10 protein-coding genes are annotated in these 22882 nt (G+C 54.4%); 4 read left to right on the top strand and 6 right to left on the bottom strand.

Annotation, left to right across the window (positions count from 1 at the left end; all coding sequences use genetic code 11):
* Window positions 1–40: 40 nt before the first annotated feature.
* Window positions 41–3691 (top strand): EF-hand domain-containing protein, encoded by a 3651-nt coding sequence (locus FYZ48_RS25070; protein ID WP_149345276.1) that lies wholly within the window; start codon window positions 41–43, stop codon window positions 3689–3691.
* A 9-nt stretch (window positions 3692–3700) separates the two neighbouring features.
* Here FYZ48_RS25070 and FYZ48_RS25065 read toward each other — a convergent pair whose 3' ends face one another.
* The 4 genes from FYZ48_RS25065 to FYZ48_RS25050 all read right to left on the bottom strand — a co-directional run bounded on the left by FYZ48_RS25065 (window position 3701) and on the right by FYZ48_RS25050 (window position 7456).
* Window positions 3701–4546: an MBL fold metallo-hydrolase gene (locus FYZ48_RS25065; protein WP_242022765.1), complete on the bottom strand. Its 846-nt coding sequence runs from the start codon at window positions 4544–4546 to the stop codon at window positions 3701–3703.
* A gap of 142 nt (window positions 4547–4688) precedes the next feature.
* Window positions 4689–5216 carry a carboxypeptidase regulatory-like domain-containing protein gene (locus tag FYZ48_RS25060; RefSeq protein ID WP_149345275.1) on the bottom strand — a complete coding sequence of 176 codons (528 nt, stop codon included), beginning with the start codon at window positions 5214–5216 and terminating at the stop codon, window positions 4689–4691.
* A gap of 119 nt (window positions 5217–5335) precedes the next feature.
* Window positions 5336–6274, bottom strand: a complete 939-nt coding sequence (locus FYZ48_RS25055) for a DUF1559 domain-containing protein (protein ID WP_149345274.1) — start codon at window positions 6272–6274, stop codon at window positions 5336–5338.
* Between the two features lie 564 nt (window positions 6275–6838).
* Window positions 6839–7456, bottom strand: coding sequence for an SOUL family heme-binding protein (locus tag FYZ48_RS25050; protein WP_149345273.1), 618 nt, complete (start codon window positions 7454–7456; stop codon window positions 6839–6841).
* 366 nt (window positions 7457–7822) lie between these two features.
* On the opposite strand from FYZ48_RS25050, the gene FYZ48_RS25045 reads away from it, so the two are divergent.
* The 3 genes from FYZ48_RS25045 (at window position 7823) to FYZ48_RS25035 (ending at window position 13983) form a co-directional block, all read left to right on the top strand.
* Window positions 7823–8818 (top strand): DUF6268 family outer membrane beta-barrel protein, encoded by a 996-nt coding sequence (locus FYZ48_RS25045; protein WP_149345272.1) that lies wholly within the window; start codon window positions 7823–7825, stop codon window positions 8816–8818.
* Window positions 8819–8940: 122 nt separating this feature from the next.
* Entirely contained in the window at window positions 8941–12456 is a 3516-nt protein-coding gene (locus FYZ48_RS25040; RefSeq protein ID WP_149345271.1) for a PSD1 and planctomycete cytochrome C domain-containing protein, read from the top strand.
* 36 nt (window positions 12457–12492) lie between these two features.
* The gene (locus FYZ48_RS25035) at window positions 12493–13983 is read left to right on the top strand and encodes a DUF1501 domain-containing protein (RefSeq protein WP_149345270.1); all 1491 of its coding nucleotides are present in this window, start codon (window positions 12493–12495) and stop codon (window positions 13981–13983) included.
* Window positions 13984–14068: 85 nt separating this feature from the next.
* Here FYZ48_RS25035 and FYZ48_RS25030 read toward each other — a convergent pair whose 3' ends face one another.
* Together FYZ48_RS25030 and FYZ48_RS25025 are read right to left on the bottom strand one after the other, a co-directional pair.
* Entirely contained in the window at window positions 14069–22240 is an 8172-nt protein-coding gene (locus FYZ48_RS25030) for a hypothetical protein (protein ID WP_187782210.1), read from the bottom strand.
* A 359-nt stretch (window positions 22241–22599) separates the two neighbouring features.
* On the bottom strand, window positions 22600–22882 hold a 283-nt coding region (locus tag FYZ48_RS25025), incomplete at its 5' end, for a matrixin family metalloprotease (RefSeq protein ID WP_149337116.1).

The raw sequence follows: 22882 nt of genomic DNA, 5'->3' as shown, positions 1-22882 counted from the left end.
TCGCAACCACCCGACAGCCAAGATGAAAAAAGGTGAGTGAGTGACTTTATTATTAAAACCACAGAGCACCCGGCCAGCAAACGACGCGGCCCCAAATCGCTCGAACCGCCGTCGGTTTCTGCCTGTTCTGATACTGATCCTGACCAGCGTTTCTCCCCAGGCTCACGCTGCAACACCAGCGGAACGGTATGAAAAAATCGATACCAGCGGCGATGGTCACTTAACCCGGGACGAATTCACAGCCGGGATGCCCCAGTTGAAACCGGAACAGGCCGGGCAGGCATTCACCGTCAGTGACTTCGATCGTAATGAGCTACTCTCGCTGGAAGAATTCCAGACCGTGACCGGCGTCACACCACCAGGCGAACGGGCCGCGGTCCCCGATCCCGTGGCTCCGTTCGTGGCTGAAGCAAAACGCAAATGGGCCGCGATTCAGCAAGCCGCCGATGCCGACGGGGATGGACAACTCTCAAAGAAAGAATGGCCAACCGGGGAACTCAAACAACAGCTCCCGCCCCTGGCCGCTCTTAAATTTTCGATCTGGGACAAAGATCAGAATGGGCAGGTCACTTCCAGTGAAGCGGATCTGCTGCTCGACATTGCCTACGGAATGAAGCACATCGACGGTTCCCCGCTGCGGGCCGAGAACGGCTGGGTCATCTACCGTTCTTACCTGACCCGTACCGACAAAAACAACGACAGCCGGATCTCCAAAGAAGAATACATCCCCTCTATTCGCTGGCCGGAAGAAAAAGTGCTGGCACTGTTCAAGGAACTGGATGCCGATCAGAGCGACTATCTCTCAATTCCCGAACTGACAAAATCAACCACATCCTACATCGATGAAGTCGCCTTCTTCCTGAGAAGTGACACCGACCTGGATGGTTTTTTAAGCCGGGAAGAACTCTTGAAAATCGGTTTGAACAGTGCTTCCGCGGTTCGGTTGAATCATGCGTTCCCTGCCTTCGATGTCGACGGTGACGGCAAGTTCTCGATGAGTGAATTCCGTCTGGCCCCCATCGGCTGCTTTTATGTCACCCTGAGAATGTATACTCAGAAAGATCTGGACCACGACGCCCGGCTTTCCTGGGAGGAGTTCTACACGGAACCCGCGCCGCAGCTCATCGGCCTGGTCTGGGAACTCTTCCAGCGATTCGACCGGAACCAGAGTGGCATGCTGGAACTGAATGAATATGAGTTCGCGATCGATACCTCAAAGATCAAACCCGAGTTCGCGTTCTCCGCGTATGATAAAAACGGCGATGACCAGTTGACCTGGCAGGAACTCCTGCCGCTGGTTGCCGGTCTGAAACCCGAGCTGGCGAAACGGAATTTTCACGTCGTCGATTTTAACGGCAACGGTACCCTTTCACTTGCAGAGTATCAGGCTCTCCCCAGCCTGTTTCCCGGGCGAGATCGTGGCAGCGTTCCCGATCCATTCGCGGAGCTTGCCCAGGGTGCTCACCTGACCTGGCGGTCGATTCAATCCAAGGCTGACGTGAATAGTGATGGCCGATTGTCTCCCGCTGAATGGCCGCGTGCCGCATTGAAAGAACTGCTCCCGCCACTGGCAGAAATCAAATTTCAGAATTGGGATACAAATCGAAATGGCACCGTCTCTCCCGAAGAAGCCGCGCTGATGATCGACGTGGCCTACGGGATCAGGCACGTGGATGGCTTCCCGCTCCGCGCTGCCAACGGTCTGGTGCTCTATCGTTTTTACATTGAACGGACCGATAAAAACGGCGACCATCGCCTCTCCAAAGCAGAATACCTGCCCTCCGTCAGACTGCCCGCGGAAAAGGTCCTGCAGAACTTTCAGAACATGGATGCCAACCACGATGAACTCCTGACATACCAGGAACTCGCGACGTCTTCCTCGACGAACATCGATGAATTCAACCTGTTCCTCGCCCGGGATAAGGATCTGGACGGGTTCCTGAGTCGGGACGAACTGGGCACTCATAATTCCAACAACTCCACCAAAGACCGGCTGCCCCAGGGAATGGCGGCATTCGATGACGACAAAGACGACAAGCTCTCGCTACGGGAGTTCCGTCTGGCTCCGATTGGCGCGAGTTATATCACTCTGCGGGTTTTTGATCGCAAAGATCAGAACAATGATGCGCAACTCTCCTGGGACGAGTTCTATGCCGAACCGTCGCCCCAGCTGATTGGCATCGCCTGGGAACTGTTCCAACGCTACGACCGCGATCAGAATGGAATCCTGAACCTGGATGAGTTCGAGTTTCAGGTCGACTATTCCAAAATGAACCCCCAGGCCGCCTTCATCCTGAATGACGTGGACCGGGACAGCCACCTTTCAGAAACCGAGTATCTCGCCAAAATTGCGAAAGCCACCCAACCGGCTGCACGACGGGATTTCCACCTGGTTGACTTTAATCACGACGGTAAGCTCTCCAAAAACGAATACCGTGCCCTGCCCGATCTGCTGCCCGTAGAAGAACGAGGTCCCGTCCCGGATCCCGTCGCCGACCTGGCTGCCGCAGCCCGGAAAACCTGGCAAAAGATCTTCAAAGCCGCTGATTCCAGCGCCGACGGTCAGCTCACCTACTGGGAATGGCCCGACTCAGAACTCGAGCAGCAACTGCCGCCCCTTTCCCGGGTGGAATTCAAACACTGGGATGCCAACCAGGATGGCAGGGTCTCCCGTAAGGAAGCGGATCGTCTGATTCAAATTGCCTACGGCATGCACCACACGTCTGCCGCTCCACTCCGCACCCCCAATGGTTGTGTGATGTACCACTCCTATATCACCTCCGCAGACAAAGACGGCGATCAGCGTCTGTCAGTCAACGAGTATATTCGCTCGATCCGTAAACCGGTGCAGGAAGTGTTCACGATGTTTCGGGAACTGGACACAGACCAGGACCAGCAGTTGACTTACCGGGAGTTGGCAAAATCCCCCCTGGCCAACATTGATGAACTGAAATTCTTCCAGCGTCACGATACGAATCTGGACGGACTGCTGGATGCAAAAGAACTCGCGAAGGTCAACTCCAACGGCGCGACCCCGGGACGGATCCCCCAGGGGATGGCAGCCTTTGACAGCGACGGCGACGGACGCTTCTCTCTGGCAGAGTTTCGCTTCTCACCGATGGGCTGCTGCTACGTCACCATGCGCGTTTATGGTCGAGAGGATGCCGATCACGACGGACAGCTTTCCTGGGAAGAATTCTACGATGAACCATCGCCCCTGCTGATCGGCCTGGCCTGGGAACAGTTCCAACGGTTTGATCGCAATCAGAGTGGATACCTGGATCTGGACGAAATCGAATTCCGTTACGATCCGACACAGATTCCTGCAGACAAATATTTCACGGTCATCGACGCCGACCAGAATAAAACGATCAGCTTTGAAGAAATTTTTTCGGAAGACAAGCCGGATGCCAGTAACGTTGTGAAATCACGCGATTATGAAATCCGCTTCACGCAGGCCAAACGGCACTTTGCTCAGAGCGACCTGAATCGGGATCAAGAGCTCAGCAGAGAGGAATACGCTCAGTTCCATCAGGCCGAGCATCTGGCCGCCCAACAACTTCGCGACGCCAAAGGGTTCGCCAGACCGGACCGCATCGAATGGCTGTTACCAGCCGTCATCTCTGTGAACGCGGTCCTGGTACTGGCAATATTACTCTTCCTCGTCCGACGCAAATTCAGCAGACACTAAAGGGACATGTCACTCAAGAGGCTCGGGCAGCTCACTGAGATCGTGATAGCCGCACAGTTCGATTTCGTTGGCATGCTCCGAATACAAGCGGCGCAGTTCCGCCAGACTGGCGCAACGAAGTGCATCATCATCGGCCCGCTGTGCAGCCAGAGCCGCGACGGGATGATCCTCTTCCGTAAGTTCCGCACGCAAATAGTAAGCATCGCCGACATGCAACAGCCAGCCCTGCTCCTGACGTACCGCCACACCACAATGGCCGAGCGTATGCCCGTTGAGTGGAATCAGCCGGACGTCCAGACCAGCCCCCACCTGCACTGGGCGTGACTCCAGCCCAAACCAGTCACACGTTCCCCTTGCGTAAGTTTCCCAATGGGGACCATGGTCAAAGTGGCTGCTCACGTAACGCCAGTGCCCTGCGCGGACCTGCTGAAGCTCTTCCGCAGCGACATGTATTTGTGCAGCGGGGAAATCGGCCAGACCACCGGTATGATCCGGATCGCAGTGCGTCAACACAATATGTTTGACGTCATCGACGGAAAATCCCAGACTTTCCACACGCCTGACCGCTGTATCATGCTCATGAAACTGAAAGCCGGCCATGTCGATCAGTTCCTGGCCGAGGCGTCCTAAGGGATCCCGTACGTCAGCCAGACCGATGCCGCTGTCAATGAGCACCAACCCCTGTTCGCCTTCCAGTAGCAGACAGTGACAGACTACGGTCGGATAGCCTGTCACCAGCAGCGTTCCACAATTGATATGCTGAATCCTGTTCAATGTCCTGCCTTCCCTGTCCGGAGTTCGGAATTCATCAAAAGGGTCGAACCGGTTTTCACTTAAGAGTAAAAAAGCAGTCACCGGCCAGACGCTCCTTAGAACAATCTTACAATCGGCGCTCAGGCGAAGACAACGTACGCCGACATCAATCCCCCCAAATGAAAAAACCTCTCATCACAGATCAGTCTGCATGAGAGGTTCGAGAATGGAATCAGCTGGCTGCTTACTTGGATTCTAATTTGAAATCCAGGGTATTACTCTCATCCTTGACGTCAGCGGTCAGCGTTGTTTTGGTATTGTACTTTTCGGGAATCGGATCTTTTTCGGTTTTCTTTTTCTTGACGACACGACGTTGCGTCACATCTCCGTCCTCGGGGGGAGGAGTATCAATATTCACCGTATCGTCCAGCGAGGCATTGGCCAGATCCGCTTCGCCGCTGCCTGCCGAGTCCTGTCCGTCAGTTGCCTTGCCGGTCGAAATTCGCACTTTGTGAGGGCCGACAATCGCGCCTTTGGCATCCCCCACATAAACCAGTTCGTAATAACCTTTCGCATCGGTTTTGCCCGAAGAGGGATTCCCTTTCTCGGGTGAAAAGATAACGATGGCATTTTCCAGCGGCTGACCATCCATTGTAATCACTCCCGAAACCGGAGCCAGGTCAACATCGATTCCTGATCCAGAGCACCCGTAGGCACAGGCAGCCAGAGCAAACAGACTAAGGCATGTCTTGATTCGTACGTTGCAGATCATGTGATTCCCCCTTTGGTATCCATCCATCTCATCGCGAGACTCAGAACATTTCGTAAAACAGAAATCCCGGTTTCACCAGACTTGATGAAACCGGGAAGCAAATTCAGCCTGGAGTCGACTTAGTATTCTCCAAGCACGTTCTTATCGTTGATACCAGCCAGGTATACCAGGGTGTTCCCATCGGTATTCTCGCTGATAAATTTGATCCGACCGTCACCGAACAGAAAATGACAGCCGCCGGTGTGCGAACTGCCCAGCGACCATTCATACTTGGTTCCAGTCGACTGGTTGATTCCGTTGATCAGGTAGATCGTGGACGGAGTCGGAGTCGCAGTCGCCCCCTGCCAGGTGCGGACCAGAGCCGTATGGTAAGGCCAGTTGGCGTAATTGTGCCCATTATTGGTGTTCGAGGCACCGATCCACAGACCACCGGCCGGTACCCCTTCTGTGGTTCGTTCTCCCACCATAATGACGTTACTGGTACCATCGGTGAAATCACGAATGCGGTTAACGTTATGGTTGTTGAATGCACCTGCGTAGCAGCGGCCCTGCCCATTTGCCGGGTTGATATCACACGGAGAGTAAATCCCCGGATAATTTGACTTGCCCCAGCTACCGATATTAGTGTTCAATCCTTCCATCGGGTCAGTCGGACAGTTAAACACCGGAATCACGGTTTTGATCAGCGGTTCCTGCGGCGGCGTTCCCGTGTAGTTGGCCCGCCAGGGAGTATTCATGTTGATCTGGTTGTAGATCGTGGCCTGATCCATGAAGGGCAACAGCATGACCGTCCAGGCGAGATAGCTGTCGGTGGTCACATCATCGGCAGCAGTCCGGCGCGTTTCCACATGCATCTGTGGGAAACAACGATGGGTTTCATGATAGTTGTGGAGCGCCAGTCCGATCTGCTTCAGATTGTTTTTGCAGGTACTTCGTCGGGCTGCTTCACGGGCCTGTTGCACTGCCGGTAATAACAGGGCAATCAGAATGGCGATGATGGCAATCACCACCAGAAGTTCGATCAGGGTAAAACCCCGTTTGACAGTTACACGCCTCATAGTAACCTCCGCATGAAAAAAGATAAGAGAAGGGAGAACATCTCATCTCGTACTCTTATCGTCCCCCGGAATTAATAGACCGGAAGCGGGAGGTTCCACAGCACAGCAAGCGTGTTGAGACAGTATATAAAGCGTTCAGATTCGCAAAGCAGAACCTGAGATTTTAATGATGCTGGGTTTTGTAAGCGCTTAATAAAAGTACAAGATATATTTTGTTGAAAACAACAACTGCCAGAGAAGGCAAACTTTTCACAGATAACTAGAGAGGCGAAAGCCTGATAGAATTTATAAGGTATATCACTTTGAAGAAGTGATGAAGCGAATTTGAAACATACCTCAATTATTTAAATTTAAACTCGGCACTGTTTAAATGTCAATAACATATCGGCTTAAGATTTTGGAATTGATCCGATTTTTTTTGACCCATAAAAAACTGATTCTTGTATCCAGATTCTCCCTAGAATTAACCCTGTTTATAAAGCGTGTATTTAGTAAATAACACTCCCCAAATGCCTGACATCAGATACGATCTAAAGCATTCGAAATCATGCCTCCGGGTGACATTTATTGTCTGGATGAAGTTTCGTCTTTCAGTCGAATCAGAACTTCATTTCGGCGGAAGGGTCCGGGAGTCCACGGTGGATCGTAGCCCGCGTATTCCACTTCGTTCTGGCAGACGAGTCCTGCACCGCTGGCCCAGTCACGCAACTTTGCTTCGGCGTTTTTAACGGTCTCCTGATTCAGACGACCGCTGAATCGGATCACCGCAAAACGGCCCCCTTTACGTTCCTGAATCTGCACCGCCTCACTCACAGGCTGCGGAACTGTCTGGCTGTCATATTTCTGCGGAAGGACAAACGCCATCTGACCAGCCACCTGGTCGTGCTCAGGTTCCATAAATACGGGTGTGGTCATCGCGACTTTCTGCGTCTCCTGATTTGCACCGTCGATATAACGAAACAGACGCATGAAGCTGCCATCTTTTCCCTGCGCATCAAACTCACTGCTGGTCATCGCCAGTTTCAGATCAGGATATTCTCTGACTTCGAAGTCACCTTCCGATTTGACAACATCATAGGCGGCTGATTCATAAGCAGAACGCGAAGTCATTCTCCAGCCAGACACGAACAGAACCACGACAACAAGAGCCAAAATTAGATAGATCATTTTTCTTCGATTCATTTCCATCCCACTCCCGGTCTACAAACAGACTGATCAGGAATCAATTCAGCTATATAAGTCTAGTTATCTATTTTTAGCCCTGCATCCCGGTTTGACCACTGCCCAATCCTGCCCGAAATGGATTCAGTGAACAAATCAGCCCCCGATCGAAGTCTAACCTGCAGGTTTGAGCGAATATTTTTTGATTTTTGCGATGGTCGAATCCTGGGACGCGACTATGAAGTAGTAACAGCGATCAAAATGCGCTAAGATCCCATCTCACTTCTGCGCTGGCCTGCTCACAGCCATAATTTCCATTCCAATCTCATGTTGACTACCCGCCATTTTCTATTTTTCTTAACAGGTTTATGCTGTTTCACAATCAGCTTGCGCGCAGAGCCCGCGCCGTTCGAGTCAAAAGCTCCAGTTGCTGAACCCGGTCTCGCTTTTCTGCTCCCCACCGATCAGTTTCTCCGACAGGAATTAGACGAACCAGACGACAGCGATCCCCTGCTTCCTCCGCCTCTCGAAGATGCGTTATCTCCGATTGAGCCGACACCGAACCCCGACACAGAATCATTACCAGACCTGAAAACGTTGCTGCGTCCGCGCTTCGATATCTCTGCAGAGTGGGAGCCGGAAGCTGACGGCGTGGAAATGATTTCTTCTGATCTTAACTTAAAACTGCCTCTCTACCCGGTGTTTGGTCCGCCACCCCCATTCCTGACCGCCGGCTATTCCTTCACCCGTATCAACGCACCGGTCCAGCTCGACCTGCCCCGCGACTTGCATCAGTTCTCGCTGGGTGTGTCCTGGATGCGTCCGCTGAATGATCGCTGGCTCGTCCGCACGACATTGAGCGGCGTCTTCGCAACCGACTTTTACAATACAGGCAGCATGGCCTGGCAGTTCCGCGGCGGTATGTTTGCCATCTATCGCCCCAACGAAGAGTGGGATCTCGCCTTCGGTGCCCTGGCGACAGGTCAGGAAGACATTCCCGTCCTGCCAGTGATCGGTGCCACCTGGCGTCCCTCATCCTCTGTCAAAGTCAACCTGATGCTTCCCAATCCGCGGATCTCGTATCTCATCTCCGAATCCGAAACGCGGCAGCAGTGGGCCTATGTCGGCGGGGGGATGTCCGGCGGTAACTGGGCCTACAATCTCCGCGATGGTTCGCCCGAACGATTGAATTATCGTGAATGGCGGCTGGTTGTCGGCTGGGAATCAATGCCTCCCCGTACGCCCGGACGTTTTCAATCTCCGGGAGCCAGTTATCTCATTGAGGCAGGTTATGTCTTCGGTCGTAAGTTCGAACGGGAACACCAGGCAGCCGACATCAAGATCGACAATACTCTGCTTCTGCACACAGGCATCCGATTTTAAAACGGTTCTCCATTAATTTTGAGGTTCTCCGATTCCAGTCTGGAGATTGTGTACAGCAAAATATAAAATAAGTTAAGAAACTCGCCCTGAGACCAGCCTCATCTGCACTGTGGAGACCTCCCATGCAATGGCCTACCCTCGTCGTGTCCTGCTGCGTCAGTTTATGTGTCTCTCTCCCGCTTCGCGCGGAAACGCCCCCCGTCCCCGTTGACTACGCACAGCAGATCAAACCCCTGCTAAAAGCGCACTGCTTCGCCTGTCATGGTGTGTTGAAACAGGAATCAGCCTTACGCCTTGATGCGGGGAAATTCATTCTCAAGGGAGGCGAAATCGGTAAGGCCGTTGTCCCGGGGAAATCCGCGGAGAGTCTGCTCTTTCAGGTGATCGGTGACGATCCGGATTTCGCTATGCCGCCCGAAGGACAGGGACGCAAACTGACTCCTGAAGAAGTCGCCTTGATCCGCACCTGGATCGATCAGGGAGCACAATTTCCTGTCAACGATTCTCCCGAACCAGCGCCCACAGAACACTGGGCCTTTCAGCCAGTCAAACGTCCTGCGATACCACAGACCAATTCTCCCTCGCAAAATCCCATCGACGCTTTTCTACTGGCCCGTCAATTGGAAGGTGGACTGACTCCACAACCCCAGGCGGACAAAGCGACCCGGCTTCGTCGACTCTACCTGGATCTGATCGGGCTGCCTCCCCGTCCGACGGAACTGTCTGCCTTTCTGAACGACACACGCCCCGATGCCTGGCAGCGCGTGATTGACGACCTGCTCAGCCGTCCGCAATACGGAGAACGCTGGGGACGTCACTGGATGGACGTCTGGCGTTACAGCGACTGGTACGGCAGACGGGGCGCGAAAGACATGACCAACAGCTATTCCCTGACCTGGCGGTGGCGCGACTGGATCATTCGCTCCCTCAACGAAGACAAAGCCTACGACGTGATGGTCCGTCAGATGCTGGCAGCAGACGAACTCGCCCCCAACGACCGGGAGAATCTCGTCGCCACCGGATTCATCGTCCGCAATTTTTATCGCTGGAACTATCACACCTGGCTCAAGGACAATGTCGAGCATACGGCCAAAGCATTTCTGGGACTGACCATGAACTGCTGCGAATGCCACGATCATAAATATGACCCGATCAGCCAGGAAGAATACTTCGCCTTCCGTTCCCTGTTTGAACCGATTGACCTCAGGCACGATCGGGTTCCCGGCGAAGCCGATCCGGGCCCCTTTCCCGATTATAAGCTGAGCGTGCGTAACGGACCGGTTCGCACCGGCATGGTCCGCATTTACGATCGACACCCCGATGCCCTCGCCCGGTTTTATACCGGCGGTCTGGAACAGAACATCGTCAAAGACAAGCCCCCCATTGAAGCCGGGACGATTCAGTTTCTGGGCGGTGATGAAATTCAGATCCAACCGGTCAAGCTGCCGGCAACCGCCTGGTACCCCGGACTCAAACCGTTTGTGATTGAGGAAGAAACACAGACAAGAACGGCGGCTGTAGAGCAGGCACAGCAGAAATGGGACGCGGAGTCCCCCAGCCTCGAACAACAGCTCAAAGAACAGGAGCAGATACAGACCAGACTGCTGGCAGAATACAGAGCCTGGCAGGAGACTCATCAAACGGCGGACAGCCCGTCCAGCCGACAGACACTGCAATTAACCGGTGGAGAGGGTCGCCGCGCACTCGCCCGGGAACTGACAGGCTGGAACGAACTGCCCGAGCAACTGGAAATTCACTTTCAGCTGCGACTCCATGCCGACAAGATGGTGAATTTTCAACTCTCGAACGATCTGGCCGCAGGGCGAACTAATTTGTATGTCGCCTTCGAAGCGGGGAACATTCTGACTTATGCTCCCGGCAGCACAAATGTCACCACCATAGGTTCATTCCCAACTGAGGTAAAACCACTCGATCTGCAAGTGGACCTCAACCTGCAGCCTGCGAAGGACATCGCCCTGCTGACGGTCACCCGCAGTCAGGATCAATCGATCATCATTAAAGAGACACCGATTGCCCTCAATGGCTGGAATCCGGCCCGCAGTGTCAACCGCGGTCTCTTCCTCGATGCCCACGCCGGCAGTCGCGCAGAATTTGATCATATCGTCTTCCTCGCGCCGGGAGGTCGGGAACTTAATCGCTTCGATTTCGAATTCCCGGACTACTCCGACGGCACTGATGTCACGAGCACGAGCGACTGGATTCTCACGCGGTTCAGCAAGGGAAATGCGACTTCGAAAATCACGCTCCAGAAACCGCTGTCCCCCGAGGAACAACAGTGGCAACAAAAAATCAGCGCCGCCCGCCAGCAGTTGTCTCTGGTTCAGCTTAAGCGGGACCTGTTGCAATCCGAACTAGAAGCGGCCCGGGCCGAACTCGCACAGTACCAGGCGCGCGTCGACGCGGCCCGCGCCCGTCACATCGATGAGTCACCAGTGGCCGATGCACTGGCGCGTGCTGCCTGTCAGGCGGAATGGAAGGCGAAACGAAGTGCGTCTCAGCAGCAGGTCGCAGCCGCCGCATTAAAACTGCACACCGCTCAACTGCTCCCCAATACTGAGAAAACACGCAGCAAACAGATTCAGGATGCGCAACAACAGCTCACGCAGGCCCGGACCGCGCTGGCAGCCGCGGAAAAACCGCGGGACGCACAGTCGATGGACTTCGCTCCCCTGAGTCGGATCTTCCCCCAACAAAGTTCGGGCAGGAGAGCCGCCCTGGCGCAGTGGATTACGAGTCCTGATAATCCGCTCACCGCGCGTGTCGCCGTCAATCACATCTGGATGAGGCACTTCGGACAGCCGCTGGTCGATTCAGTCTATAACTTTGGACGCAGTGGCGCCCAACCCACGCATCCACAACTCATTGACTGGCTCGCTGCGGAACTCATGGCGCATGACTGGAAAATGAAACACATTCATCGCCTGATTCTCAGCAGCGACGCTTACCAGCGAAGTTCGAAGGGAGTGGCAGCCGGAAACCCAAATCTGGCCGCGGACCGCGACAATCGACTGCTCTGGAAATTCCCTCTGCGTAGAATGGAAGCGGAAGTCGTCCGCGACAGCCTGTTTTATCTCGCGGATGACCTGGATACGACGATGTTCGGACAGGAGATCGAACAGGACCAGGGACTCACCACAAACCGCCGCAGTCTCTACTATTCCTATCACGGTGAAGCGAAAATGGAATTCCTGGCTCTGTTTGACGGTCCCAGTTCCACCGACTGTTACCGCAGACAGACTACGGTCCGCCCCCAGCAGGCGCTCGCGTTAACCAACAGCCAGCTGGCACTCAAACAGGGCCGTCGAATTGCGGCGCGTCTCTGGACCGAGCAGGCACAACTCACTGGGAAAAGCCCGTCCGAACAGGATCTCGATTTCATCCGGAATACATTTAAACTGATTCTCTCGCGCACACCCAACCAGCGCGAGCAGTCCGCAGCGCTCCGCTTCCTGGAACACCAACAGTCCCTGTTCCAGAAAGTTCCTCAAGCGACGGACCAGAAACCAGCAGAACAGAATAATCCCTTTGAACAACCCGCTACCGATCCAGCAGCCCGTGCCCGGGAAAGTCTGGTGCAGGCGCTGTTCAACCATAATGATTTTGTCACCATCCGTTAAAACCGCGTCTGCAAACCCTACAGGCAGGACGAAACCATGCAATCAGACCTGACGACCATGCAGCCCCCCTGCGGCCAGATCCAGCGCAGAACGTTCCTGTCAGACCTCGGTTACGGAGCGACAGGCATGGCTTTAAGTATGCTGCTGAACCGGGAAGGCTCCGGGCAGGCCGCCAGTACAAGTTCAGGAGCCGTCACCCAAGGCCCGCATTTCACACCGCGGGCCAAGTCGGTGATCTGGATCTTTCTCTCCGGTGGTTACAGCCAGATGGAGACCTTCGACCCGAAACCGGAATTGAATAAATACAGCGGCAAGACCTACGCCGACACCGTTTATCCCGACCCGTTTCAGGATCCGCGCTACCAGGAGCGGGCTCGCTCTGTGGTGAAAGTCAAACGCGAGCATGACAAAATCATGCCGATGCAGGTTGGCTTTCGCAAACAGGGGGAGTCTGGAATCGAGATCACCGACTGGTGGCCTCACCTGGCTACCTGTGTCGATGACATCTCGTTTGTCCGTTCGATGTATACCACCGATAATGACCACGCCGCCGAGTTCCAGATTCATCACGGGCGTCACAAGCTGGATCAGAAACAACCGGTCATCGGGTCGTGGCTGAGTTACGGTCTGGGCAGCCTGAATCAGAATCTGCCCGAATATGTCTTTCTGGGTTCCTACACCGACACCCGCGTCAAAGAAAACTTCAGCCCCGACTACCTGGGTCCCAAATACATGGGCGTGGAATTCTCGCTCGACCCGAATAATCCGCTCCCGTTTGGCGCCCGTCTTCAGACAGTGCTCGAAAAGGAACAGGCCAATCAGTATGCGCTGATCAATGAACTCAATCGCATTTCGTCAGTCGAGTACCCGCACGACGAGAAACTCCGGGCCCGGATCAATTCCTACGAACTCGCATTTCGCATGCAGCGCTCCGTTCCTGAGGCGCTCAATCTCGACACGGAGACAAAAGAAACACAGCGTCTGTACGGCATCGATGAGAACGAAACCTCGAGCTACGGCAAACGCCTGCTGGCAGCGCGTCGTCTGGCGGAACGGGGCGTCCGGTTCACCCAGGTCTACTTAAGCGGCTACGGCGAATGGGACTCGCATCAGAAACTCAAAGAAAATCATACCCGGTCCTGCAAACGCGTCGACAAACCGGTCGCAGGTCTGCTCAAAGACCTCAAACGCCGCGGAATGCTGGATGATACCGTTGTCGTCTTCTGCACCGAGTTCGGCCGGACCCCTGCGGTGGAAACCCGGGGAAGTACTAAAATGCCCAGCGGCCGCGATCATCATCCTCACGGTTTCACCATCTGGTTTGCCGGTGCGGGCGTCAAGCGAGGCTACGTGCATGGGGCAACCGATGAACTCGGCTTCCACGCCGTCGAATCGCCGCACTATGTCACCGATATTCATGCCACCCTGTATCACCTGCTCGGTCTCGACCCCACGCGGCTCGACATCCCCGGCAGAAAACGTCTGGAAATCGATCGCGGGAAGCCAATCCTGGATATCCTCAGTTGATCAGTGACCACCGGGTCCAGCAGGATGATTGCCCCCTGACAAACAGGGTTCCCGTAAAGTTTCTGCAGCTCTCACCGGGGGAATGCTAAAACGAAAGCAGTTCGGTCTCGTCTTCGAGCGAACCAAAGAACTGATCGGTCTCTGCATAAGACTCAGTTAATTTTCGCACACCCGGATCCAATGTCTCTGCCATCAGCCCCTCGTCGGTATGCTCTGCCCCCAGCAGGTGGCCCAGCTCGTGACGAATCACCGTCCAGAGATCAATCAGACCTGCAGCTTCACTGCCCGATAATGCGATTAACGATAACTGACTGTCGTAGGTATACTCGCTGTGACCCAGGGGTGTCGTATCGACAAACCAGCCATAACCGGCGGCATTCACGTCGATATAAATCGTATCGCCGACCACCCGTCCCAGCGTACTCCCCTCCAGATCGACCACTTCCACTTTGACATCCGCCAGCTTCTGTTGCTCTGCACTAGAAACAGTCGGGCTGACTTCCAGAACAGCGGTCTGCAACATCGTATCTGCCTGCGATTGAGTCAATGCAGTAGCCTCTGGAGTGTTCTGAGGCGCGAGCGCAACCACTAAATTCTGATTCCAGGCATCCGGATAATTAGTCGGGTAGATAATATTTGCCTGTGAAAGCTTTGTCTTGTTGTAATTCGAGGCCAGAAAGATCAGGTCCTTGAAATCCACCCGCTGATTCTGATTGATGTCACTGAACCAGGCGAAATCCGAACTGGATTCAGCGGGCACACTGTTATACACACTCGCAAACAGCAGCAGATCTCGAAAACTGATTCGGTCATCATCATTCAGATCGTAGGGATTCGCCCAGATAGAGGCACCGGGGGAATCGACGATTGGCGTCTGGCTGACGCGTCCACTTCCCAGCGTGATCTGTGGCGACTGTATCTGCAGTCCCAGATCATAGGGCCCGTTACTTTGCCCCTCCAGATCCAACAGCACCTGATCATCGGCCAGTGAGTCGAAGCGGATCCGGGCAAACAACAGCTGCCCGTCAATGCCCAGATCGTTCGTATCTACCGTCGCTGAGAGACTGGTAACCTGACCGGTCAGATCATTGATCGTTCCGGTCTGATTTTGAGAAAATGCAGTACCGTATTCAATGTCCGTCGCGGTAGTAAAATCGGTCTGATAATTCAGATCAAGCGTGACCGTCGCAATCCCCAGGCTGGCGACATCAATGGTATTCACCCAGAATTCCACCCAGTAGGTTTTCCACTCACTGATTCCATCCTGGTGATCGGGAAGTGTCTCGACTTCTCCCTGACCACTGACCGAAGTCGGCGTTTCGACCACCCGCATCGAGAGCGTTTCAAATTCCTGTACAACGACATCAAAGGTCCGCGTGATCGTGGCATTGTCACCCGTCGTCGCCAGATTGCCGTCCAGACCCCCATCTTCGATGGTGACCGTGATCGTCACTGTTCCAGTCTGGTCGGTGATCGGGGTGAAGACCAGACTGCCGGTGGCATTGTCAGAGTTGTAATTCACCACGGGATCTGCAATCAGCCCCGGCAGACTGCTCTGCGCTGTCACACGTATTGGCTGTGTCTCGCCCCCTCCCGCAGAAATACCGCTCAGGTTCACTGTCTGCTCGGACGCGTTTTTGAGCAGTAACAGATCAGAGAGAGAATCCAGTTCCGGATCGTCATTCAGAGAGTTGACCGTCACATCGAACGTGAGGTAAATCGTGCGGTTATCGCCGGTCGTCTCTGTGGAATAATCGGTGCCCCCATCAGATATGACGAGTGTGATCGTCGCGACTCCACTCTGATTCGCAATCGGCGTGAATACGAGGCCCGCGGTCGTATCAGCCGCAACAAAGTTCACCTGCGGGTCTGGGATCAGCCAAGGTTGACTGCTCTGAGCGATCACCGTTAACGGCTGAGAATTTCCCCCCGCGGTCGTAATCTGAGACAGATCGATGGTCTGTTCCAGCGCGTCTTCATCAAGCACCAGATCGAGCAACTCGGGAAGCTGCACAAACAGTTCACCAAAATTGTCAATCATGATCGGTCCCTGGGTTGCGTGGGCAGTGATACTTTTGACTTCGGTATCCAGGTCCAGAGTCCCTGCACCGCCGATGCCGGTCGCGGCCTGCAAAATCAACGTCTCACTTTCTACCAGGGGGCCTTCACCGGGGAGATTATCGCGAATGGCACCTGCAGTCGAAGTCAGTTGCACGGTTCCGGAAGTTTGCAGGTTCGCGACGAGCAAATTATTGACCGACTGCACGTCGATCAGGCCTGTTCCACTGCTCTCGATCCGCGTCCCCTCGACCAAAGTGATACTCCCGGCCGAATCAATGTCGATACCGGAGGCTCCCGTATTCGAAATGGTAGCCGAGTTCTGCAGCAGAAAATCTCCCCCGGTATTTTCCAGTTGCAGTAAACCTCCCGCAGCTGTCACCGATTCGTAGACCGTCATGCTGTCAGTCGCAGTAATGCGGGTCGTTCCGTTCGTCGTTACGCCCTCGATCCCACCAGAGAAACCAAGAAACAGCATACCGGTATTCTCCAGAGAGAGTCCTCCACCGGAATTCGCCTGCAGGCCCACGATACTCGATTCCAGCGCATCTGATGCACCAATTCCGCCAGAGGCAATCAGGGTCACCAGGTATCCATTCAGGTTTTCCGCAGTACCGTTGGCATCGATAATCGAACCGCCACTTGCTGTCAGTTGAATCTGGTTCGGCGTAGTAATCGACCCCAGATACAGATTCGACTCTGCAAACAGCTCAACACTATCCACTCCTGCACTGAGACTGCCTCCTGCTGCAAAAGTCAGATCGCCGGCGGAATCGACAATTACGCCCCCCGTTGTGGTAAAGGCGCCATTAAAACTGACGATTCCTGAGAGCGTCAGATCACCGGCTCCCAGATCCAGATTGCCGACATTGACTGCATCATCACTGCCCGGAGTCACAAACAGGTCAGCACTGAAGCTGCTGTCCAGACCATTCAGATTGACGGTATCCACCCCGGTACCGCCAGCGGCCTGGGTCAGAATCGCCAGTGCGTCCGTGGGATTGAGGAACGTGACCGATTCCCCCAAAGTGGAATCGATCATTGAATAACTGTCGCCTGTCACACCATCATCAGACAACGTAATCGTCTCATCCGCTCCGGTAAAGCTGAAGCTGCGGTTTTGCGTTTCAATCGTATCCAGAATCGGTTCCAGACCGGTATAGGTGATTGTCTGCGTGGCGCTGCCGTTATAGAGAATGCTGCCGGAATTCTCATCGACGAAGCGATGCTCAACCGTCGCTGCGGACCCACCCAGAATTTCCAGCGTATCGCCGCTGGTCTCTCCCCCGGATCCGCCGTCATACTGGATCCCCTCAGCCGGAACAAACAGACCGCCATCCGGGTTTTGAATACGCAGGAGGTCATCTCCTTCCCCTCCCTCGAAGACCAGTTGTGTCAAAGAGGTGAAACTGACAACAGAGCCGCCGTTGAATTGAAAAGTACCACTGTCAGGTCCCGTCGCCAGGATCGACAGCTCATCGTCGCCCTCGGTTCCCTCAACCCAGAGCCCCCCCTGTAAATTAACCTCTTCGATCTCGGAATAATTAATTGTTTGCAGTCCGCCTGTAAACGAAATGGTGCCACTGTCGGTGCCAGAGGGAGTCACTTCGGGAACGGCTCCCGGTGATGAGTAATAATAGAGTGAATCAGCAGGGGAAGCTGGTGCAGCCGGACTCTCTCCGTTGACGGTAATCTGCGTCGCAGAACTGGCAGAGAGATGAAACTTATCTGCGAATACACTCCCGGTCAGTTGCGCGCCATTCACCGCTGAGAGCTGACCGAACAGTGCCAGCTCGCCCCCCTGAAAGTCAGTGGTAATGACACTTAAATTTAACGCGATCGACGAGTTTCCAGCTGCGAGCTGTGCCCCGGACTCGATGAGAATATCATCTGCGGAATTGAACGTGATTGTCCCGCTATCTACTTCGATTTTGACACCAGATCGGACGGTCAGGTCCTCGGCCAGGCTGCCCGGATCGCCGTCCACGCTTGCCAGCAATATTCCTATCCCGGCAGACATCGACTCGTGGATATCGATGCCCCCCTCACTCTCGATATCGATAATGCTGGTGGCAGAACGAATCCCTTTCCAGGCGGTCTGAGCAGCTGCGGAACCGAGAATCAGATCCCCCGTATTCCTGACTCTGACGACTCCTTTCGCCACCGCGACTAACTGATCGACGTCGGTTGTCATGTTAAGGATCGATCCCTGTTCGGCAGTCAGCTCCAGCAGACCTGCGGTGATCGTGTTCTCAGTGGAATTCTGCATACTTAGATTACCATTGCCCGCGATCAGGTTCACATCACCGGTGGTCGTCAGCTGGCCGGTTGACCATGAGGTTGAGGATTCGAGATGAATATTCCCCGAACCCGCATCGATACTGCTGTCAGAGGTGGTGAAACTCAAAATACTGGAAACGACTTCAACATCACCATTCAGAATAATGGCGCCAGTGATTCGCGTCGTATCAGCCCGGCTGAGCAGGTTTCCCTGATCCAGATCCAGACCAGCCCCCAGGTAAACCGTTTCTGTCCCGACCCCCTGCCCCAGGTTCAGATCGGCGTTGAAATTCTCTCCCAGAGAATCGATCGTAATCTCGGAATTGACTCCGCTGTTCCAGTTGCCGCTGTTGACCGTGAGACTCAAGGATGGATTCAGGAAGGTCCCCAGTTGACTGACATCCGACTCATAGGTCAGCGCGTCGACCCCCGCTTCACTCACGGTGCTGACACCACTGAAACTAAGCGAGAGTCGATCGACGCTCACTGTCGAATCCACCGGCTGCTCCAGTCCGGCGTATTGGATCGCGGGTCGAGTGGCTGCATTAAAGAACACACGTCCCTGACTTTCATCCAGAAAGTGATGCGTTTCCGCGACCGCAATGCCGCCTGAAATTTCCAGGCGGTCGCCGCTGGTCTCTCCTCCGTCACCGCCGTCAAAGTAGATTCCATCCTCCGGTGTAAAGACGCCGCCTGCGGGATTGTTGATGATCAGCTGATCGTCCCCTTCGAATCCGTAGAACTCCAGGGATGAGATACTGAAAAAGTTGACGACAGGACCAGCGTTCAACTGATAGGAACCAGAGTTATTATCGCTGGCAGTAATAGTCAGCACATCGTCGCCTGCAGTCCCCTTAATCATCAGATGCGCGGAGTCAGGCACACTGAATCCCGCTTCCAGGTTTTCGATGCCTGTGACATAGATACTCTGATATCCGCTAGCATAATCCAGCCGTGCATTCTCACTGTCATAATCAAGATATGCCCCGTCGATCGGTTCATTATAAAAGAGTGTGTCACCGGGGGTCGCCGGCGATAAACCATTGACGGTAATTTCGGACTCGAGACTGGGAGTGATGTAAAAAGCATCCGAATTGACGCCGCCATAAACGGAGGTGCCGTCTGCGGAATGAGTCTGTCCCCACAGTTCGACGGCAATATTCGCATTGTCCGCGACTATGTTCCTGGCTTCCAGTCCCACACCCCCGGTCAGCGCGATCAGCTGGGCTCCTTCTTCTACCAGAATATCATCGTCTGCAACGAGGCTCACACCAAATGAACTGTCCTCCGATTTCACAATCACGCCAGCCCGAATGGTGATATCACCACTGGCGTAGAGACTGAGCGAGGTACCCGTCTGAATCGATTCCCGGACATCCAGTGAACCCGTTGTATTGACATAGATGGTACTGTCCCTGGCGTATATCCCGGTCAGGTCACCAGCGTCCCCGATCACGAGGTCCCCCGTGTTTTGAACCTGCACAAAGCCGACCGTGGCAACCTCGAGATAACCCACCTGAGTCTCCATTGAATTCGTCGAAGATCCACTCAGGATCACTGCCCGTGCAGCCGTAATGTTATTACTGGAGCCATTGTTATCGATTATGGAAGCGCTGGCATCGATCCAGACATCTCCTGTGGTAATGATCTCACCCAGGTTGAGACCAGTCGACTCAAAGTAAATATTTCCACCGCCGGTATTCAGCGGTGTTGTGCTATCCGTAAAAATCGAAGCGGCTTCGACATGCACGTTTCCGGTGGTCGTGACATTCTCACCAAAAGTGGCTCGATTGACGTGCAGCTCCAGATCACCACTGCCCAGGTCAAGCGAGTTTCCGAATTCAACCCAGTCATCGCCGCGCGTTTCGGTAATGATCAGGTCGGCAGTCGCATCCTGTCCCACGGAATTGATGTTGACATAATCCAGCCCGGCACCGCTGTTCAGATTCAGTGTTGTGGAAGGAATCTGCAAGACCCTCAGTTCCGGACCGGAACCGGAGCTCACCTGAAATCCACTAATCGCATCCGCGTTAAAATCAATCGTCTGTGTGTCATTGTCATAATTCAGATCAAGGTGGGCCGTCGCCACATCCCAGATCATCCGATCCTGGTGAGAATAGAAGAGAAAATCCAGGTCGAATTCATTCAAACGCACCCAGCCTGACTGGGATCCTCCCATCCAGGAGGAAAGGGAGTCTGCAGACCCACTCAGGACAATCGTATCATCACCCGATCCATCGTCACCGTCGTAGTCAATTCTAAGTCCCGCTGCAGCGAGGGACGTATCCAGGGTGACCTGTTCGTTTCCTGCTCCCCCTGTCAGATAAACGGTGCTGCCTGTCAGCATGGATAACGACACGGCAATCGTCTGCGCATCGATCTGTGTTCCGCCAACCGGCGCTGTGATCAGATTGTCAACCACACTCACGATCAGCTGCCCCCCACTGATCGTCATCGACAGGTCCGAATCGGAGACCGTCTGATGATCAATCAGCAAATCGCCATTCACGATTTGGGTGACAAAGTCAATCACGGGAGGAAAACCAAACACGTAGGCGCTACCGGTATCGGTTGCACCATGGTCGTGCAGCGGAGCACCGCTGACAATTGTCTCTGCATCAATGGCGATCGCGGAACCATAGCTACTGCCGGTTTCAGTATCGGCAGCAATCAGTGACTCCTCTACAGCCGTACTCCAGCCCAGCGAACCTTCAAACAAGTATGCCGCCCCAGTGCTCCCATTGCTCAGAGGATCTCCCACGACCAGGCTCATACCCGCGATTGAGACAGCCGCTCCGAATCCCCCTGTGTCCGTCGAATTGGGATATTCGCTGGCACGCAGTTTCTCGACGATATTCCAGCTTTGTGAACCGTCCAGAATCGATACCGACCCGCCATACGTATCGCCGGCCGCACCGACGGCGGCGTAGCGATCATCGATATCAACAGCGCTGCCCAGATCGGAACCGGTAGTCCCCGACAGTTTCTTAATTTCTCCCCAGGTATCATCCGCAACACCCGCGCCATTTGAACTGCGTTCGAACAGATAAGCGGCCCCCTTGCCCTGGTCCTGCACTGCCCCGGCGATGATGGTTGTTTCATCCTGACTGATCGCCACGGCAGAACCCAGCCAGGCATCAGCAGAGGCATCACCGGCTTTCAGTTGATCGACTGAGACCGTCGCCCAATCGTCGTCAGTCTTGAAGACGTAGACAGCTCCGGACGATGATGCAGCGCCAAACGAATCCAGTTGTGCCCCCACCACCGCAGTATTGCCTTTGAGGTCCACAGCCAGTCCAAAGTCTTCCGCCGCATCGTTCGCCAGAGATACAGGACGCGAGAGCGTCACCAGCGCATCCCAGGTATCATCACTCGGGTTAGAAGACGTTCCCTGCTCATTCCGCCTGAAAAGATAGGCCGAACCAAAGGTATCTCCTTCATCTGCTCCGATCGCCCCGATCAACAGGGTATCACCATCAATGGCGACAGACGTTCCGAACAGGTCCTGGTCTGTATTATCTGCACGAGGTGAAACGAGTGTCGAATGATAGTCCCAGCTGTCATCGGTCTGATCATCAGGCGTGCCTGAGTCATTGCGGGTATACAGTGTGACGGCTCCCGCATTATCAATTCCCGCCGGATCTGCATTTTGAGTGCCTACGACCAGCCAGTCCCCGGAAACAGCAACCGCGGAACCAGACTGATCCGTATCTAAGGGGGCGAGTCCAGCATCAGGGAGAAGTTCCCCCTGAAACAGGCTGGTCAAGAGAGTTCGGTTTTCCAGTAGCTCAATGCAATGGATCTGTCGGGCATGAGAATCAGTCACGGTCTGACGTATGTTCCGGCGCTGACGACGGCGAATCGACGGGCGAGTAGATGAACGCGCTGAAATCGCCTGCAGCCAGTGGGTCAGAAACATTTCAATCACTCCGCTCTGCAATGTATAGAGGACAGCCCCGTAGATTCCCTGATGGGATTTTCCCTGTATTACTGATGTGCCAGGTCGTGAACCTGATGGGCCCTGTCTCCCCATGCAGACTGAATGTCTGACATTGGATCCACTTAACTAACATACATGATTTACAAGTCATAAAACAATGAGAAAAACAGACGAACGGACGATTAAAGCAGATCCGTTTCCTTGCAGCAGTGTTTTACTGCACGATCAAGACTTCTGACATCAGATAAATCAGCAGAGCCCCTTCCAAAACAAAAATAGCCCCCGGAAACCTGAGTTTCCGGGGGCCTGTCGGGACTGTTTGTCACTGGACTGTTCTATTAGTCCAGGAGCGGGTTGTCTCCGCCAGCGATGCCGCTGAAGAAGTCATCGAGTTCGTCTGCACTCGGCAGGCGACGTTCGGAGACGTCCAGCGACTCGCTCATCAGAGTGCCGTCTGAGTCCAGATCTTCCAGACCCAGCGTGTGACCCAGTTCGTGCATCACGACTGTCAGCAGGTCCATCTGGCCGAAGGCATCACTGCCTGAACCGGCCAGCAGGCTGCCGTCCAGCAGTGTGAACTCGCTGCTGTCCAGCGGCGTTCCATCGACGAACCAGCCGTAA

It is taken from the genome of Gimesia chilikensis (assembly GCF_008329715.1).
Lineage (GTDB): Bacteria > Planctomycetota > Planctomycetia > Planctomycetales > Planctomycetaceae > Gimesia > Gimesia chilikensis.
The sequence above is the reverse complement of the archived record's forward strand: the minus strand, read 5'-3'. Positions and strand labels throughout refer to the sequence as shown.

Bases quoted from the DNA above. Each gene is read 5' to 3' on its own strand.
- FYZ48_RS25060 (WP_149345275.1), bottom strand. From the start codon at position 5,216: ATGATCTGCAACGTACGAATCAAGACATGCCTTAGTCTGTTTGCTCTG.
- FYZ48_RS25055 (WP_149345274.1), bottom strand. From the start codon at position 6,274: ATGAGGCGTGTAACTGTCAAACGGGGTTTTACCCTGATCGAACTTCTG.
- FYZ48_RS25050 (WP_149345273.1), bottom strand. From the start codon at position 7,456: ATGAATCGAAGAAAAATGATCTATCTAATTTTGGCTCTTGTTGTCGTG.
- FYZ48_RS25040 (WP_149345271.1), top strand. From the start codon at position 8,941: ATGCAATGGCCTACCCTCGTCGTGTCCTGCTGCGTCAGTTTATGTGTC.
- FYZ48_RS25035 (WP_149345270.1), top strand. From the start codon at position 12,493: ATGCAATCAGACCTGACGACCATGCAGCCCCCCTGCGGCCAGATCCAG.
- FYZ48_RS25030 (WP_187782210.1), bottom strand. From the start codon at position 22,240: ATGTTTCTGACCCACTGGCTGCAGGCGATTTCAGCGCGTTCATCTACT.